Origin of the sequence: Corynebacterium casei LMG S-19264, from assembly GCF_000550785.1 — a bacterium.
GTDB lineage: Bacteria > Actinomycetota > Actinomycetes > Mycobacteriales > Mycobacteriaceae > Corynebacterium > Corynebacterium casei.
On record NZ_CP004350.1, the window covers coordinates 1,131,766 to 1,149,504 of the forward strand.

The window sequence follows — 17,739 nt, forward strand, 5'->3', positions numbered from 1 at the left end:
GTCTTACGTGAAGGAACTTTCAACTCTGTGTCACGCCACGTAGATTAGTGGGCATGGCGAATAAGAAAACGTGGCTGGATGGGCCTGATATTCCGGGCGAAAACGACTTTGGCGAAGTAGGCCGTTACCCTGGCGAAAACCTGGGCCTTCCGGCATCTGGTCCTGGTGCATTAGCTTCTGTCAGCCGCCGCGCGGGCGGAGTGCTCATCGACTGGCTCCTGTGCCTTCTCATCGCCAGCGTTCTTACCCGCTTCACCCACATTCTTGGCAGCACGTCGACTGCGACCTTTATCTTGTGGGTCCTTTTGGGCATTATCAGCGGCATCGTCTTTGCGCGTACCCCCGGCATGGCTATTTTGGGCATGGGCGTTGCTCGCCTTGACGTTCCAGGTACCACGGTGGGTATCTGGCGCGGTGTCGTTCGCACCCTGCTTACCGCGTGTCTGTTCCCAGCAGCCATGGTTGACGCAGACGGCCGTGGTATCCACGACCGCGCGACTGGTACCGCGGTCATTCGTTCTTAAGTGGCTCTGAAGTAGACAATATTTAGGCGCAACAAAAAGCATCCCGCTGCACACACTGTGGCTTGAAACTTCCTTGTGGAAGTTCGGCACAAGGTCTTGAGTGTGTGCAGCGGGATGCTTTATCTATGCTGCTTATTTAGTTGTGTGGGAGGTTCTTACTTGCCCTTGCGTTCCTGAGCGCGGCGCATGCGGCGGTTCATACCAGCCATGTTCTGAGCCTGGTGAGGAACTGGACCCTTTGGCACACCTGGCATCTGGCCCGGTGCGTTGTCCATAGCCTCAATCTTGCGGGCTACGGCGTACACTTCATTCTTGGAGTAGTTACGAGGCAGACGCATGATGTGGTTGCGCAGCTTACCCACTGCAACCTCATCCTCGCCGTCACCTACATAAACCTCATAGATGGGGACGCCGCCGGCGAGCTTATCCACGCGGCGCTTAAGCTGAGTCATGGTTGGCTTCAGACGGTTCTTATTGCCCTCTGCAACAAAGACCACGCCAGGGTTACCAATCACGCGGTGGACAATGTCCTGCTGGCGGGTCATCGCAATGCCCTGCTCAACCTTCCACGCCACACCCATGGTGTTCTTCAACTGGTTATCCAACGCCCAGCCAGAAACACCTGGCTGATCCTCAACGCGCTTGTACATATCGCGCTCAAGACGGCGGGTGAAGATGATCATGGCGATGAGGAAACCAATACCCAAACCAAGAATCATCATGAACCATTGGCCGTTGAACAACAGACCAATGAGGAAGAACAGCAAGCCCATGCCCAAGATGGCCAGCAACATCAGCGGGATAAGAGCCTTATCCTGCTTGCGCTGCATCTGGAACGCTTGCCACATTTGCTTGCGAGTGTTCTTACGCTGTGCGCGCTTTGCTGCGCGCTGTTCCTTCTTTGCAGCCTTTTCTGCTGCTTTATCTTGACCTTGTGCCATAGCTCCTACTTTAGGGGTGATTGTTGGAAAACAAAAAAATCTGCGGCGACCGACCACCCATTGTATTTAGGGGCGGTGGCCACCGCAGACTTCGGGTTCAATAATCAGATTGAACCACGAGCTTTCTATCGGCGAAAAGTGCTTAGCGGATAGAAGCAGAAACCTTGTCTGCACCAGCTGGGAACTTGCCCATGCGGGAGGTAACTGGGGTTTCCTGGGATGGGCCGTACTTCTGCAGCAGGGAGGATGCTTCCTGAGCAGTAGCGCCGTCGGAGGTTTCTTCCAGGTGCTTGAGGTTTTCTGGAAGCTCCCAGCCGCGGGCCTTCATAGCTTGGGTGTAGAGCTTGCCCGCACGGTAAGAAGAACGAACCAGTGGACCGGACATAACGGTGAAGCCTAGTTCCTTAGCGAACTTGGAATGCGCAATGAACTCCTCTGGGCGCACCCAGCGCTCAATTGGGTGGAAACGTGGACCAGGGCGTAGGTACTGAGTAATGGTGATGATGTCAGTGCCAACAGAGCGCATATCGCGCAGAGCCTCCTGTACTTCTTCTTCAGTTTCACCCATGCCCAGAATCAGGTTGGACTTGGTGATCAGGCCAAAGTCGTGTGCCTGCTGCAGAACATCCAAGGAACGCTCGTAACGGAATGCTGGGCGGATGCGCTTGAAAATACGTGGAACGGTCTCCAGGTTGTGCGCGAAGACTTCTGGGCGAGCCTCAAAGACTTCCTGCAGCAAGTCAGGCTTGCCTGAGAAGTCAGGGGTGAGGTTCTCGACACCGGTGTGCGGGTTGAGCTCATGGATCTTGCGAACAACCTCAGCGTAAAGCCATGCACCCTCATCTGGAAGGTCATCACGGGTAACGCCGGTGATGGTGGCGTAGTTCAGGTCCATCTCTTGGATGTTTTCTGCTACGCGGCGTGGCTCATCAGTATCCAGTGCGTCTGGTTTACCGGTTGCGATATCGCAGAAGTCACATCGGCGGGTACAACGGTCACCGCCGATGAGGAAGGTAGCTTCTCGGGACTCCCAACACTCGTGGATATTTGGGCAACCTGCCTCCTGGCAGACGGTGTGCAGGCCAGCGCCGGCAACACGCTTTTTCATGTCCTCATAGCCAGGGCCGGTGCGGACCTGGTTACGGATCCACCTCGGCTTCTGCTCGATGGGTGACTCCGCATTCTTCTTCTCAATGCGGAGCATCTTGCGTCCTTCAGGCTTAATAGTCACAAATTCCACCCTACGTGTTGTGTGATTTTAAATTCAACAATTATGATACTGACCTTGCACTATTGACCCCGTTGTTGGGTGTGTTTAAGGCCTTAGTCCATTCAATCCCACGCATTGGCGGAATATTCCATCCGAAACTCCACATTCCCAAATGGGGTCATCACAAAGCACTAGTCGAAAATTCTCCCACCGTTAGCTCTGATTTTGCGCATTTTTAGCCTTGTTTTGCCCGGTTCTAGGCCTGTGAAAGTGAGGACTGGGCACGTGCCTTGCGGGCTTTTTCATTGGCCAGTTTGATGGGATCTGGTGCGGAGCCAAAGGTGTGGTCGGCTACCACCATGCGTCCAGACAAAGCGTCATCGAGAGCAATAAGCAGTGGCTGCTCAGCATCCTTGGGCGTGACCTCTTGGCCAAGTTCCAATGCCAGGGTAGTGATGTCAGCGTCATCGATACCGCAGGCGATGATGTGGTCGTAGTATCCCAACACGTTGTTGCAGTTCAATGCCAGACCGTGCATGGTTACACCACGGGTGATGCGGATGCCCAGGGCCGCAATCTTGCGGTCGCGCTGTGACGCAGCAGGATCGGCTGCTTGCGTTGTGGAAGGTACCCACACGCCGGAGCGGCCATCGATACGCCCAGCGGTGGTCATGCCCATCTGTCGCACGGTGTGAATGATGGCCTCTTCCAGACGGCGGACATAATCCACGACATCGACTGGCTCTGCCAACTTAATGATGGGGTAGACCACCAGCTGGCCCTCGCCGTGCCAGGTAATACGCCCACCGCGGTCAACGTCAATAACCGGCAGGCCATTGGTTGGCATATCCTCTGGTTGAGTGCGCTTGCCGGCGGTGTACACGGCTGGATGTTCAACCACCAAGATGGTGTCAGCTACTTCATCGCGCGCACGCTTGGCGGCGATATCGGCTTGATAGTCCCAAGCTTCCTGGTAATCCATCAGCCCCAAGTTGTGCACCTCAATGGGTTTTTCGGAGGCACGGATGGAACGGTCAGCAGGGAAAAACGGGTTGCGCGGTGCAGTCATGCCTTCCAAGTGTAGTACTTGGGGTAGAGCGCACCGCGCGATAATAGTTTATTAAGAAAAGATTTCTTAGACGCCGTTTTCTTCAGCGTATTCTTCAGCGGTCATAACCTCGCCGAGTTCTTCAACCTCAACCTCGAACAGCCAGCCTTCGCCGAATGGATCATTGTTGATGACCTCGTAGTCATCATGGATTGCCTCGTTAACAGCGGTCACGGTGCCGGTAACAGGGGAGTACAGGTCGGAGACAGACTTGGTGGACTCAACCTCACCACAGGTGTCACCAGCGGTGACGGTGTCGCCGACTGCTGGATGTTCAGCAAAGACAACCTCGCCGAGGCGGTCTGCTGCAACAGAGGTGATGCCGATACGTACGGTCTTGCCAACGATTGCGTCCTGAGCGGCGTTGATCCACTCGTGATCCTCGGAGTAAGTAAATTCTGCAGGTAGGTTAGCCATAGGAACTATCCTTTCATCGACGTGCCCCATCCGCCCGATACGCAGCAGATAGATGCAAGGGTTGAAGTTTCGCTTTTACTTTAGCCTAGTGAAGCACCAAACAGTGGACTATTGGGTAGCAATATTGCCTAGATGGGGGTGTAGCCAGGCATTTCTTACCCTATGCGCCAGTCAAACCAGACCGTAACCGGACCGTAAATGGACCGAAACCGGGCTAAACCTTGGATGCTTTCATGCTGCGAACAATGCTCAATACGGCATCGCGGCCAGCACGGTTCGCGCCGACAGTGGATTGGGACGGTCCGTAGCCGATGAGGTGCAGATTGGGCTTGCCGATAACGCCGGTGCCCTTAATATTGATTCCGCCCTTCTCGTTGTACAGATCCAGCGGGTCAAGGTGTGCGAGGCTGGGGCGAAAGCCAATGGCCCAAATGATGGTGTCTAGTTCGACCTTGGTGCCGTCTTCTTCCACGACGCCGTGTTCGAAGAGTTCTTTGAAAATGGGGCGGCGTTTCAAAGCGCCGTTGTTGTACGCCTTCTCCGTGTCTTGGTTATACAGCAGGCCGGTATAAGACACGATGGAGCGCGGTGCGTTGCCGGCTTCGGTATGCGCGGTGACTTTCTCTATTGTTTCACGTCCGCCTTCTTCTGAGGTGAACTTGGTGCGAAACCACGGCTTGGTGCGGGTGTACCAGTAGGTTTTCTCCGCGACATCAGAGACTTCCGCTAGTTGCTGAATCGCGGAGATGCCACCGCCAACAACCGCGACGCGCTCGCCTGCGAAGCCGTCCATGCGGACATAGTCTTTGGAGTGAAGCTGCCGGCCCTGGAATTTTTCAATGCCCGGGTAGTCGGGCGAGTTGGGGTTGTTCCACGTGCCGGTTGCATTGATAACGGCATCAACATGCCAGGTGGTGCCGGCGTAATCACACAGGACTTCATCAGCGACTTCGATGATGTAGCCGCCGTTGTTATCGCCATTGCTTGCCGATGCCTCGCTAACGCGCGCAATGTTAACCGGGCGCACGATGGGTAGGTTCATCTTCGCTTCGTATTCAGTGAAGTAATCGGGCACTGCGTCGCGTGCAGGGGTGGTCTTGTTAACTTCGGTTTGTTCCATGCCGGGTAAATCAAAAATGCCGTTGACGGTCGCCATGGTTAATGATTCTTGGCGGTGACGCCACGCCCCGCCGGCTGAGTCTTCTGCGTCAAAGACGATGAAAGCCCCCGGCGCATTGGTCGCACCGGAGTCATTGGAGGAGGCTGAAGCATCGAGCGCACTGACGAAGCCGCGCCGAGCCAGATGATAAGCGGCGGAAAGACCGGCCTGACCGGCGCCGATAACCGCGACAGTTGCGTTGAGATTCATAAATTCCAGCCTATCCGACATTTAGGTGACGTGTCATCTAAATGCGGTGTGGGTGACTGGGATGAATGCGGCAGGGTTTACTGTGCTGGGTTTACTGCACCGGTGGCGCTGGCTCAACCTCATCGAGGTTGACTACTTCGAACTCCAGGAGGGAGGAACCGGTGGCGACTGGCTTGCGTCCGGTTGCCTCATGGGAGGAAACGCGGTTGGAGCGCCACTGCTCGAAGTCTTCTTCGGTTTCCCACTCGGTGACTACAAAGTAGCGGTCCTCGCCCTTGGTTGGGCGGAGAAGCTGGAAGCCCTTGAATCCAGGAGCGTTGTCGACGGAGTGCTTGCGTGCCGCGAAGCGGGACTCCAGCTCTGTACCCTGACCTTCAGGGACTTCAATGGCGTTGATCTTGATAACAGACATGAACACACTCCTTAGTGCGAATACCTTCAAATATCTTCCAGTGGGAAACCCAAACTTAAGCTTCACTAACATCCTACCGAGAGTAGAGAGGAATATACACGGATAAAGGTGTGAAAATGGCCGCACTCCGCAGCTCAATGAAGAGCCTGCAAAGTGCGGCCATATGGTTCACTCGGAGAGTAATTCTCTACTCCGTGACTAATCCCGGTGATCCTTCAATCGACTTCTACTTCGTGAATAATCCACGAGCTAAAGCGAGTGGATTATTCACCGCGCTTGTAGAACGGAGTCTTGGTCACGGTGAAGGGGTATCGCTTGCCGCGGATGTCCACCTCGACGGCAGCGCCTTCTTCCAAGTTGGCCTCAGTTTTGATGAGAGCCAAAGCAATTGGGTGGCCCAGGGTAGGGGATGGCTGACCGGAGGTCACGGTGCCAACGAGGTTGTCACCAACGTAGACCTCAGCGCCGGTGCGCGCTGCACGACGCTCGGAGGAGGTCAAAGCGGTGATGACCTTCTGAGGACCTTCTTCGAAGCGCTGGCGAAGAACTTCACCGCCGACGAAGTCAGCGGTTTTCTTCTTAAATGCCATGCCCATTCCAGCTTCGACTGGGGTGATCTCGCGGGAGAGCTCGTTGCCGTAGAGTGGCATGCCAGCTTCCAGACGGAGTGAATCGCGTGATGCGAGGCCACATGGAGTAACGCCTTCAACCGCGGCAAAGGTCTCCCACAGGGCCGTAGCGTCAGCGTTGTAGATCATCAGCTCGAAGCCGTCTTCACCGGTGTAGCCGGTGCGGGCAACGATGGTGTCAATACCCGCGACCTTAGCCTGGGTAGCGGCGTAGTAGGAGAGGTTTTCTACTTTTTCCTTGGACTCTTCAGCGACTTGTTCCACCAGAATCTTGGCAGAATCAGGGCCCTGTAGAGCAATCATCGCAACATCGAGGGACTCGTTGTTGAGCTCAACATCGAAGCCGTCGGTGCGGGCGTTGAATGCTTCCCACACGGCGTCGGTGTTACCAGCGTTGGGAACAACCAAGAACTTGGTGTCGGAGAATCGGTAAGAAATCAGGTCATCGATGATGCCGCCGTCTTCAGCGACGATCATGGAGTACTTGGCCTTGCCGACTTTGACAATATCCATGTTGGAAATCAGGGCATAGGACAAGAATGCAGCGGCATCTGGGCCATTGACCCAAATCTCGCCCATGTGGGAGAGATCAAACATGCCGGCCGCGTTGCGTACAGCGTGGTGCTCGTCGAGCTCCTTGCCGTACTTCAGTGGCATGTTCCAAGGGCCGAATGCGGTAAAACTTGCGCCGAGCTTCTCGTGCTCAGCGTGCAGTGGGGATTGACGAAGTTCAGACATGACTTAAGCCTCCTCGGTGGATTCAGTTTCAGCATCGAATTCGAATGCCTCTGGTGGTGGGCAGGAGCACACCAGGTTGCGGTCGCCATAAGCCTCATCCAGGCGGCGTACCGGTGGGAAGTACTTGTTCAGACGCAGGGAAGACACAGGCCATGCTGCCTTCTCGCGGCTGAAGGTGTACTCCCAGTCATCACTGGATACAGACAGCGCGGTGTAAGGCGCGTTGTGGATGACGGATTCTTCGTACTCGACCTTGCCATCAATGATTTCCTGAATCTCAGCGCGGATGGTGCGCATAGCTTCAATGAAGCGGTCCAGCTCAGCGATGTCTTCAGACTCGGTTGGCTCCACCATCAAGGTGCCGGCCACTGGGAAGGCCAAGGTAGGAGCGTGGAAGCCGAAGTCAATTAGGCGCTTAGCAACGTCTGCTGCGGTGACACCAGAAGCATCGATCAAAGCACGCAGGTCCAGGATGCACTCATGTGCAACCAGGTTCTCATTGCCCGTGTAGAGAACTGGGAAGGAATCATTGAGCTCGCGCGCAAGGTAGTTAGCGCCCAAGATGGCGTATGCGGTTGCATCAGATAGACCCTCGCCACCGGTCATAGCAATGTATGCCCAGGTAATCGGAAGAACACCAGCGGAACCGAACTGGGATGCGGTGATTGGCACGCCCTTGCCCACTGGAGTTGGGTTAGCTGCATCAAGCTCATCGGATGCCGCATCAGTTGGCAGAAATGGGATGAGGTGCTCTGCAACGCCGATTGGGCCAACACCAGGACCGCCACCGCCGTGAGGGATGGTGAAAGTCTTGTGCAGATTCAGGTGGGATACGTCGCCACCGAACTTTCCTGGCTGTGCCCAGCCGGTCAGTGCGTTCATGTTCGCGCCATCGATGTAGACCTGGCCGCCAGCAGCGTGGACCTTCTCGCAGACCTCGCGGACCTCAGGGTCAAACACACCGTGGGTAGATGGGTAGGTGATCATGATGCCGGCCATGTTCTCGCCGTGCTTGGCAATCTTCTCATCCAAATCAGCCAAGTCAATAGAGCCATCTTCAGCGGTCTTGACCACTGCTACGCGCAGGTTAGCCAAGGTAGCAGAAGCTGCGTTGGTGCCGTGAGCGGATGCTGGAATCAGCACAACATCGCGGTTCTCATCACCATTTGCCACGTGGTAGCGGCGGATAGCCAGCAGACCAGCAAGCTCACCCTGGGAACCAGCGTTTGGCTGGATGGAGACCTTGGCATAACCGGTCAGCTCAGCCAACCAGCCCTCGAGCTCTTCGATGAGCTCGCGCCAACCAGCGGTAGCAGCCTCAGGGGAGTAAGGGTGGATGTTGGCAAACTCTGGCCAGGTAATTGGCTCCATAGCTGCGGTTGGGTTGAGCTTCATGGTGCAAGAACCCAAAGGAATCATGGTGCGATCCAGCGCCAAGTCCTTATCCGCCAGCTTGCGCAGATAGCGCATCATCTGGGTCTCAGAGTGGATGGAGTTGAAGATCTCGTGGGTGAGAACCTCAGTGGTGCGCTGTACTGCCCCAGGCAGTGAGTACTCGGCGGAATCAACGGTTGCTGCACCGAAGGCATCGGCAAGCACTGCAACATCACCCTCGGTGGCAGATTCGCCGAAGGAAACCGAAACCTTATCCTCACCAATGGCGCGAACCAAGTAGCCAGCGGACTCCAAGGAAGACTTGATGCTTGCTGCATCCACACCATTAACAGTGACGGTGTCGAAGAAGTCCTTGGAAGAAATCTTCAAGCCCTGTGCTTCAACTGCAGCAGCGAAAGACTCTGCTAGGCCGTGAGCATGCTTTGCAATCTCGGTCAGGCCAGCTGGGCCGTGGTAGACGGCGTACATGCAAGCAACATTGGCTAAAAGAGCCTGTGCGGTACAAATATTGGACGTCGCGCGCTCGCGGCGGATGTGCTGCTCACGAGTCTGCAGCGCCAAGCGGTAAGCAGGACGGCCCTCAGCATCAACGGAGACACCAACCAAACGGCCTGGCATCTGGCGCTTCAGCTTGTCAGAAACCGCCATGTACGCTGCGTGCGGGCCACCGAAGAACAGTGGAACACCAAAGCGCTGGGAAGAACCGATAACAATATCGGCACCAAAGCCGCCTGGGCCTTCCAAAAGAAGCAGCGACAGCAAATCAGCCGCTACGGAAACTAGTCCGCCGCGGCCGTGGAGCTCTTCAATTACTGCACGTGGGTCAAAAATATCGCCCTCGGTACCGGTGTAAGCAACAACCGCACCAACCAGGTCTTCACCAACCACACCGTCGGTGATGTCAGCGATTTCAACCTCAAGGTCAATAGCGCGTGCACGCTCTGCAGCGACAGTCAGAATCTGTGGGTGCAGACGCGAGTCAAGCAGAACCCTACGGCCCTTCTTGACTGCGCGGGACATCAAACCAACTGCCTCAGCAACAGCGGAAGCTTCATCCAGAAGGGAAGCGTTCGCGATTGGCAGGCCAGTCAGGTCCTGGACCATGGTCTGGTAATTCAGCAGAGCCTCGAGGCGGCCCTGGGAAATTTCTGGCTGATAAGGGGTGTAAGCGGTGTACCAACCAGCGTCTTCAACCAGGCCGCGGCGAATAACCGCTGGGGTAATGGTGTCAGAGTAGCCCTGGCCATAAAAAGACTTCAGCACAACGTTCTTATCGGCATAAGAGCGAAGCTTTGCCTGTGCGTCGGTCTCGCTCAATGCCGCTGGCATATTGAGCGCTTCATCCATACGGATGGACTGTGGGATTGCTGCGTTGACGAGCGCCTCGACGCTGTCATAACCAACTCGCGCCAGCATGTCCTTAGATTCTGCGGCATCTGGCCCAAGGTGGCGGGCAATGAAATCCATAAGTGTCAAACTCCTTTTGAGGAAACTAACATTTGTCCAGGCTTGCTAAAGCGACCGCTAAGAGCGGTCAACGCACCTCATTATATGGTTTGACCCGGTTTTCCATTACCTTTTTCACCCCCACATCTCCGACTGAAGGCATGTGGTTATTCGCACAACAACGCGTACCTGCAGCAATAGAGGAATAAGCAACTGTGTAAAGCCTGCTAGGGGAAATTGTTATGTTTGCGCACCCCCGAAAATGCCAAATCGCGGGGGTGGAAAACCACAAAGTCACCGTGTGGATAATTCCACACGGTGACTAGTGAGCTAAACGCTACAGCGCGTTCGTTTCTGAGCTATTACAGAGCCAGGTCAGATTCGAAGTTGCCGGTTTCCAGACGGTCCTTGATGGTGGTGATGAAGCGACCAGCATCTGCACCGTCAACCACCTGGTGGTCGTAGGTGAATGGCAGGTAGCACATCTGGCGGATAGCAATTGCATCCTGGCCATCTTCGGTGATGACTACTGGGCGCTTCTCAATAACAGCGGTGCCCAAGATACCTGCCTGTGGTGGAACCAGAACTGGGGTATCCAGCAGTGCACCTTCGGAACCAATGTTGGTCACGGTGAAGGTTGCGCCGGTCAGGTCATTTGGCTTCAGCTTGTTGTTGCGTGCGCGGTCAGCCAAGTCTGCGATTGTCTGGGCAATCTCAGGCAGGGTCAGTTCCTGAGCCTTGTGGATGACTGGAGTGAGCAGACCACGTGGGGTGTCAACTGCAATAGCAACGTTGACATCAGAGTGGTAGGTCATTTCCTTGGTCTCAGGGTTGTAAGACGCGTTGACGTTCGGGTGGGAAACCAGAGCCTCAACGGTGGCCTTCACAATGATTGGCAGGAAGGACAGGTTAGCGTTGTACTTGTCTACGAACGCAGGCTTTGCCTTCTTACGCAGCGCCGCAACCGTGGTCATATCGACTTCCTGGACGTGGGTCAGCTGTGCAGTGATCTGCAGCGACTCCACCATCTTGGTAGCGGTGATCTCGCGGATGCGGTTGACCTTGGTGGTGGTACCAATCAGTTCCTGCTTTTCAGGATCAACAGACTTGGTGGACCAATTAGCGCGCTCACCAGCTGGTGCAGCAGACTCGGAAGCTGGTGCTTCACCGGTAGCCGCAGCCAGGACATCCTGCTTGCGGATACGTCCGCCAACGCCGGTGCCCTCAATGGTGTTGAGATCAATGCCGTGCTTGTCAGCCAACTTGCGTACCAGTGGGGTTACGTAAGGAACGTTGTCGCCGGAGTTGACCTTAGCGGAAGACTTAGGAGCGGACTTCTCAGCCTTTGCAGGCTCGTCCTTCTTTGGTTCTTCCTTTGGCTCAGCCTTAGGAGCCTCCTGCTTTGGCTCTTCCTGCTTTGGCTCCTCCTTCTTAGGCTCTTCCTTCTTTTCGGCCTTAGGCTCTTCCTTCTTTTCGGCCTTAGGTTCTTCCTTTGGATCTTCCTTCTTGTCGGAAGCTGCTGGCTTGGCGTTGCCGTCGCCGATACGGGCGATGACTGCGCCGACGTCGATGGTGTCGTCTTCGTCAGCGAGGACTTCTACCAGGGTGCCTGCGACAGGGGATGGGATCTCGGTGTCGACCTTGTCGGTGGAGACCTCGAGCAGTGGTTCGTCTACTTCGACGGTGTCGCCGACGGACTTGAGCCACTGAGTGATGGTGCCTTCGGTGACGGACTCGCCGAGTTCTGGCATCTCAACATCGGTTGCGTCGCCGGATGCTGCAGGAGCGTCATCGGAGTCAGACTCAGCTTCAGCTGCTTCTTCCTTCGGAGCCTCTTCCTCAGCTGGCTCGTCCTTCTCTTGAGAAGCGTCAGAGGAACCTGCGGATTCACCCTCCTCACCAATGATTGCAATGACAGCACCGACATCAATGGTGTCGTCTTCTTCTGCCTTAATTTCCAACAGGGTACCGGCTACAGGAGAGGGAATCTCTGTATCGACCTTGTCAGTGGAAACCTCGAGCAACGGTTCGTCTACTTCGACGGTGTCGCCGACAGACTTCAGCCACTGGGTAATAGTGCCCTCTGTTACGGACTCGCCCAGCTCGGGCATCTCAACGGAGTACGCCATGAGTAATAAGACTCCTTGAACATTGTAAGAATTTACGGAAGCTTTTAGCCCAGACTACCGCGTGGCTCATCACAGCGCCCGCAGGATCCCACTTAAATCTCTGACGTGTTTTCCTGATAGCCCCGAATGTAGCCCCGCATGAAGGGAATTGGGTTGCTTTCAACAGCTTATTGTAAGCCGTTTCAGTTTCAAATGTTTTCAAAGGTGAATGGCTTTGGTTGTACGAAAGTTTGATATCACCCCGCGCGGGTGTACTCGGCGGGTTGTTGGGAAGACTATTGCGATTGAGTATGGGAATAGCTGTGGAATTTGTCAGGTTGCACCCTGCATAAAGACTCATGACTAGAATGGACGATTGTGTTTAACCCATTTCGCAGAAATAGGTCGAAGTCGACTCTGAGGCCACCGCGCGCCCCCGGCGATACCATTCGCGAGCAGGACGCGCAGGAATTAAGCGCGTGGGTTTATGGCAGGGCATTCGTCGAGGCATTCGTTGAACCAGAAACTGTTGTTAATGAAATGTCAGTGGTGCTCGTGGATGAATCAGGGGAGTTCATCCGCCGTCCCATTGGTGGGCCCAAAGGTATTGATGCCGTGGCAAAGCTTCTGCGTTGTCCTATTTATGATGTGGAAGATACCGGCTATCCACAGCGCATGCGTGAGCGTTTAGAGCGGGAGAGGATTCTGCGCCGGCGTGAAGAACAACGTCAGCGCCGTAAAGAATTTGAAGAGCGGGAAGCCCGCCGCAAGTCTGAAGAAAGCGAATAGCGCAGGGCAAAGCAAAAGCCCGCGCCGAGGGGGTAGCGGCGCGGGCAACGGGTGAGGTTAGCGAATTTTGTTAACCACCCCTTGGCTTACTTCTCGTTTGCGATGTATTGCAGTGCCGCGATGATGGTGCGGGCAGGAACACCGGTTGCGCGCGGGGTGGTGTAGCCGCGGGCAGCGCCACCGTTCCAGGATGGGCCAGCAACGTCAATGTGTGCCCACTCAACGTCATCGGTGACGAACTGAGAGAGGTAAGTGCCGGCGAACTGCATGCCGCCTTCACGCTTAGCGTTGATGTTGCGGATATCAGCAGCCTTGGACTTGATCTCCTCATCATGTTCTTCCAACAGTGGAACAGCCCAAGCGTTCTCGCCGACAGCGCGGCCAATTTCAGCAACACGGTCACGGAACTCATCCGAGCCCATGACACCCGCAGTGCGTGATCCCAATGCGACTACCTGCGCGCCGGTGAGGGTGGCGGTCTCAATGAGGTAATCAGGGTTGTCCTCGCAGGCGCGCGCAATGGCATCGGCAAGCACAAGGCGTCCCTCTGCATCGGTGTTGAGTACCTCTGAGGTCAACCCGCCGTAGTGGGTGATGACATCGCCCGGACGGGTGGCCTCACCCGAAGGCATGTTCTCTGCCAGCGGGAGGTACGCGGTGACTTCAACGCCCACCTTGAGCTTGGCAGCGGCAATGGTAGCGCCCGCAACGGCGGCGGAACCGCCCATGTCAGAAATCATGTCCCACATGCCAGCACCTGGCTTCAAAGAAATGCCGCCGGTGTCAAAGGTGATGCCCTTGCCCACCAAAGCCACTGACTTCTTGGCCTTCTTTGGCTTCCAGGACAAACACACCAGGCGTGGAGGACGTGCAGAGCCCTGACCGACGGACAAGATGCCGCCGAAGCCCTGCTTCTTCAATTCCTTCTCATCCAGGATTTCAACGTCCAAGCCGGCAGCAGTTGCTTGCTCCTTGAGGTACTTGGCATAAGACTCTGGGTAGAGCTCATTGGAAGGAGTATTGGTCAAAGTGCGTGCGAAGGCGACGGCCTCCGCGCCGATGACGGCTGCTTCGAATTCATCCTTGCCATCCTTGGACACAAGGGTGATCTTGGCTGGAGCTTCATCCTCTTCTGCCTCTGTGGAACGGATGCCACGGGTGGAGTAGCCACCCAAAATCAGGCCCTCAACAGCAGCGGTGAGCCCGAAATCAGAGATGGTGGTGGCAACATTCTTCTCACCACGCAGCGCGCGAGCAGCCGAACCCGCCGCGCGACGCAAGGTTTCATCCTCCAACTTTTCAGGATTGCCCAGACCGACAGCCACAACAGACTGCGCCTTGGAACCCTTCGGTGCCGGAATGCGAGTGATTTCGCCCGTCTTGCCCTTTGCGCCAACGGCGGTCAGTGCTTCGAGGGTGGATTTCAATTCAGAATTTCCCAGTAGTTCAGTGCCTGGGATCTCCAGACCTTCCTCACCTTGGAATACGGCGATAAGCAGTACGTTCGCCTTGGATGGAGCTTTCTTTTCTAGCTTTACTGTTGGCAAAGCCGATGCCACGACAGTCACGTGAGTGTCCTCCTTGAGTAGGTTTATGAAATTTACCTAACCTCCAAGCTTAACCAAAGAAGGGTGAGGAGTAGATTGGAATGCATGACTTCGCTTACATATTCCGTAAATCAGACCCCTAATCCCACTTCCGCTGAACGTTTGGCAGAAATCCTGCCGGATCCGGGTTTTGGTAAGTACTTCACTGATCACATGGTCACCATTGATTGGAATGATTCTGAAGGCTGGCACAACGCGCAGGTGCGTCCTTATGAGGCAATCCCAATGGATCCAGCTTCCACCGTGTTCCATTACGGCCAAGCCATCTTCGAAGGCATCAAGGCCTACCGCCAGGCGGATGACTCGGTGGTTACTTTCCGTCCAGAGATGAACGGTGAGCGCATGATGCGCTCGGCAGAGCGTTTGGCTATGCCGCAGTTGCCTGTCGATGAATTTGTGAAGTCCCTCGAGCAGCTTCTGGCCATTGATCAGGCGTGGGTTCCAGAAGCCGGCGGTGAGGCAGCGCTGTACCTGCGTCCGTTCATGATTTCTACCGAAGTCTCCTTGGGCGTTCAGCCAGCAAATGCCTACCGCTACTTTGTTATCGCCTCCCCAGTAGGTGCTTACTTCAAGGGCGGCATCAATCCGGTTTCTGTCTGGCTGTCCACCGACTACGTTCGTGCGGCACCTGGTGGCACCGGTGCCGCGAAATTTGCCGGCAACTACGCTGGTTCCTTGCTCGCACAGGCACAGGCAGAAGAAAAGGGCTGCGATCAGGTTGTTTGGCTGGACGGTGTTGAGCGCAAGTACATCGAAGAAATGGGTGGCATGAACCTGTTCTTCGTCTACGGTTCCGGTGACGACGCCACTCTGGTGACCCCAGCATTGTCCGGTTCCTTGCTGCCAGGCATCACCCGTGATTCCTTGCTGCAGGTAGCACAGGACATGGGCCTGAAGGTTGAAGAGCGTCGCATCACCGCTGAGGAATGGCAAAAGGATGCTGAGTCCGGCGCAATGACGGAAGCTTTTGCTGCTGGTACCGCAGCGGTTATTACCCCAGTGGGCAAGGTCCTGGGCACCGATGTTGAATTCCAGGTCAATAACAATGAGCCAGGCGATATCACCATGGCATTGCGTGAACGCCTCACCGGCATTCAGCGCGGCAGCGTTGAAGACTCCCACGATTGGCTGTACACGCTCACCAAGTAACTAGGGCAGTTGATGCCCCTCGGTTAAGCGAAAATAGTCCCGTGAAGCAGGAGTTCGACAATGAACTTCACTGGCTTCACGGGATAATTTTTATGCCTATTCCTGGTTGAGCGCGTGAGAGACCGACGCAACTTCATCGGCTACCAGCTCGATGCTGGAGCGAATCAGCGGCAACGCCGCCAATGCGCCTAGGCCCTGGCCAGTAGACATGTCCATGTTCAACAGGGGAGTCAGGCTCAAATCCTGTAAGGCTAGAATATGAGCTGGTTCTGCAGTGACATCAGCTGCAAAGCACCACGCTTGCGTGCCAGGAGCGAGACGCTCAGCTAGTGCCGCGGCGACAGCCGTGAACATGCCGGAAATTAGGATTGGGGTGCGGCGGGAGGCTGCCTGCGCAATCAGAGCAGCTTCCGCGGCCAAGTCAGCGTTACCAATGACTTGGAGAAGCTCATGTGGGCTCGTGGCAAAATTACGTGCCCTAAACATGGCGTCGCGAATAGCAGCGACTTTGGTCTTCCACATTGCATCGGTAGTACCTGAGCCAGGGCCAACGATGGCGACTGGCTCCGTGCGGGTGAGCACACCCATTACCGCAGCCGCGATGGTGGTATTCGCTACCGAAAGATCAGCCGGGATTAAAAGGTCAGTGCCAGCATCAATTTCCCTATCAGCTATCTTAATGCCGAGCGTCATCGCGGCATCAAAATCAGACTGCGTCAGACCGTTCTCAACATCGATAGCGCCGGAAGTAATTCCGGTTTCAACAAGCTCCACACTGGCATCGGCAGCAATTGCTAACCGATGTATAGGTCCCACGTTGTCTTTTACTTCTGCTATCTGCTCGGCCGTCGCCTCTGAGGCATAAGCCGAAAGCCCATGGCCCTGGAAGGTGCGCTGCGCGATGGCATTGTCACTAGCGAAGACAATCACCCGCGCGCGCTGCAGCGGCCGCGCTGGGACTTCTGCTTGGCAACCAGCCCACCACATTGCTGGTGCTGCGAACCCACCGAAGCTCAAACCCCGCGGGGTGGCCTGCAAAGCGGTAGCGACAGCAGCTTGCGCCTGGGTATCTGGCGCCGGTACAGCGGGAAAATCAACCATGGGTAAATGTTAGCGCTTCACGCGAGGACGCGGCGTACGCCACTTATAAGGCTGAGTAGCGCGGGAGTACGCGTAGAAGCCCAAGGAAACACCGGCTTCGGTGGTGCCAGGGAATGCCCTTCGCACTGCCTTGTTAGAAGTACGACCCAGGTAAACGCCCTCAACAAGCAAGACGACAATGAAGACCATCGCGGCCATTGCGGAAATGTTGGCGAAGGACGGTGCCACGGTGCCCAAGAACATAATGAGCAACATGACCAGCGCTGCGGGCATAGCCCACTCATTGATGAATCGACGCGAGTCAACCCAGTCACGGACAAAGGCACGAACCTCGCCCTTGTCGCGCGGCATTAAGTAACGCTCATCGCCGGACGCCATACGCTCCTGCGTGATGCGGTTTTGCTCGCGGCGCTCCTCGCGCTCCTGCTTCTTGTAGTCCTTCCATTCTTCCTTGGTCATGGACTGCTTGAGCTTCTTGCGGTTCTGTGCGAACTGCGCAGAAGACATGCCGCGCGGATCGCGCCTAACGCCCTTAGCAATCTCTTGCTCATTGCGCTTTGGAGTAGGGCGGCCCTTCGGAGGGGTGTAGCCCTTAGGAACGTTCTCCTCGAACTCAGAGAACTCGACTTCTACTCCGTCCTGGCCTGAGTTTTTGTTCTCGAAGACGGAGGAATCATCTGACTTAGAATTTTTTTGCCACGGTAACTTCACATTCCTTAGGTTACAAGGCTTTATCGCAAAGGTGGGAATAGCCTCGAGCAAAGAAGCGTTATGTTGAATAACCTTTGCCGTACCT

The 17,739-nt window shown here is 55.6% G+C and carries 15 protein-coding genes; 3 read left to right on the plus strand and 12 right to left on the minus strand.

Features of this window, described 5'->3' with window-relative positions:
- The first annotated feature begins 53 nt into the window (after positions 1-53).
- Positions 54-524, plus strand: coding sequence for an RDD family protein (locus tag CCASEI_RS05225; RefSeq protein WP_025387373.1), 471 nt, complete (start codon positions 54-56; stop codon positions 522-524).
- A 155-nt stretch (positions 525-679) separates the two neighbouring features.
- Here the strand turns inward: CCASEI_RS05225 and CCASEI_RS05230 are convergent, their stop codons facing one another.
- The 9 genes from CCASEI_RS05230 to sucB all read right to left on the minus strand — a co-directional run bounded on the left by CCASEI_RS05230 (position 680) and on the right by sucB (position 12,318).
- On the minus strand, positions 680-1,465 hold the full coding sequence (locus tag CCASEI_RS05230; RefSeq protein ID WP_025387374.1) for a DUF4191 domain-containing protein: 786 nt from the start codon (positions 1,463-1,465) through the stop codon (positions 680-682).
- 142 nt (positions 1,466-1,607) lie between these two features.
- Positions 1,608-2,669, minus strand: coding sequence for a lipoyl synthase (gene lipA, locus CCASEI_RS05235; protein WP_035095828.1), 1,062 nt, complete (start codon positions 2,667-2,669; stop codon positions 1,608-1,610).
- A 262-nt stretch (positions 2,670-2,931) separates the two neighbouring features.
- Positions 2,932-3,744 (minus strand): lipoyl(octanoyl) transferase LipB, encoded by an 813-nt coding sequence (gene lipB, locus CCASEI_RS05240; protein WP_025387375.1) that lies wholly within the window; start codon positions 3,742-3,744, stop codon positions 2,932-2,934.
- Between the two features lie 66 nt (positions 3,745-3,810).
- Complete coding sequence (gene gcvH / locus CCASEI_RS05245; RefSeq protein ID WP_025387376.1) at positions 3,811-4,200, minus strand: glycine cleavage system protein GcvH; 390 nt, start codon at positions 4,198-4,200, stop codon at positions 3,811-3,813.
- 214 nt (positions 4,201-4,414) lie between these two features.
- Complete coding sequence (locus tag CCASEI_RS05250; protein WP_025387377.1) at positions 4,415-5,569, minus strand: NAD(P)-binding domain-containing protein; 1,155 nt, start codon at positions 5,567-5,569, stop codon at positions 4,415-4,417.
- 91 nt (positions 5,570-5,660) lie between these two features.
- Entirely contained in the window at positions 5,661-5,981 is a 321-nt protein-coding gene (locus CCASEI_RS05255) for an antibiotic biosynthesis monooxygenase family protein (RefSeq protein WP_025387378.1), read from the minus strand.
- A 263-nt stretch (positions 5,982-6,244) separates the two neighbouring features.
- Positions 6,245-7,348, minus strand: coding sequence for a glycine cleavage system aminomethyltransferase GcvT (gene gcvT / locus CCASEI_RS05260; RefSeq protein WP_025387379.1), 1,104 nt, complete (start codon positions 7,346-7,348; stop codon positions 6,245-6,247).
- A 3-nt stretch (positions 7,349-7,351) separates the two neighbouring features.
- On the minus strand, positions 7,352-10,210 hold the full coding sequence (gene gcvP / locus CCASEI_RS05265) for an aminomethyl-transferring glycine dehydrogenase (RefSeq protein ID WP_025387380.1): 2,859 nt from the start codon (positions 10,208-10,210) through the stop codon (positions 7,352-7,354).
- Positions 10,211-10,551: 341 nt separating this feature from the next.
- The gene (gene sucB, locus CCASEI_RS05270) at positions 10,552-12,318 is read right to left on the minus strand and encodes a 2-oxoglutarate dehydrogenase, E2 component, dihydrolipoamide succinyltransferase (RefSeq protein ID WP_025387381.1); all 1,767 of its coding nucleotides are present in this window, start codon (positions 12,316-12,318) and stop codon (positions 10,552-10,554) included.
- A 357-nt stretch (positions 12,319-12,675) separates the two neighbouring features.
- Here sucB and CCASEI_RS05275 point away from each other — a divergent pair, with 357 nt between their 5' ends.
- Entirely contained in the window at positions 12,676-13,086 is a 411-nt protein-coding gene (locus CCASEI_RS05275) for a hypothetical protein (protein WP_025387382.1), read from the plus strand.
- A gap of 86 nt (positions 13,087-13,172) precedes the next feature.
- Here CCASEI_RS05275 and CCASEI_RS05280 read toward each other — a convergent pair whose 3' ends face one another.
- On the minus strand, positions 13,173-14,654 hold the full coding sequence (locus tag CCASEI_RS05280; RefSeq protein WP_025387383.1) for a leucyl aminopeptidase: 1,482 nt from the start codon (positions 14,652-14,654) through the stop codon (positions 13,173-13,175).
- Positions 14,655-14,738: 84 nt separating this feature from the next.
- Here CCASEI_RS05280 and CCASEI_RS05285 point away from each other — a divergent pair, with 84 nt between their 5' ends.
- Positions 14,739-15,842: a branched-chain amino acid aminotransferase gene (locus CCASEI_RS05285; protein ID WP_025387384.1), complete on the plus strand. Its 1,104-nt coding sequence runs from the start codon at positions 14,739-14,741 to the stop codon at positions 15,840-15,842.
- Positions 15,843-15,938: 96 nt separating this feature from the next.
- On the opposite strand, the gene CCASEI_RS05290 is transcribed toward CCASEI_RS05285, so the two are convergent.
- The gene (locus CCASEI_RS05290) at positions 15,939-16,943 is read right to left on the minus strand and encodes a nicotinate-nucleotide--dimethylbenzimidazole phosphoribosyltransferase (RefSeq protein WP_025387385.1); all 1,005 of its coding nucleotides are present in this window, start codon (positions 16,941-16,943) and stop codon (positions 15,939-15,941) included.
- Positions 16,944-16,952: 9 nt separating this feature from the next.
- On the minus strand, positions 16,953-17,654 hold the full coding sequence (locus CCASEI_RS05295) for a DUF3043 domain-containing protein (RefSeq protein WP_025387386.1): 702 nt from the start codon (positions 17,652-17,654) through the stop codon (positions 16,953-16,955).
- Positions 17,655-17,739 lie beyond the last annotated feature (85 nt).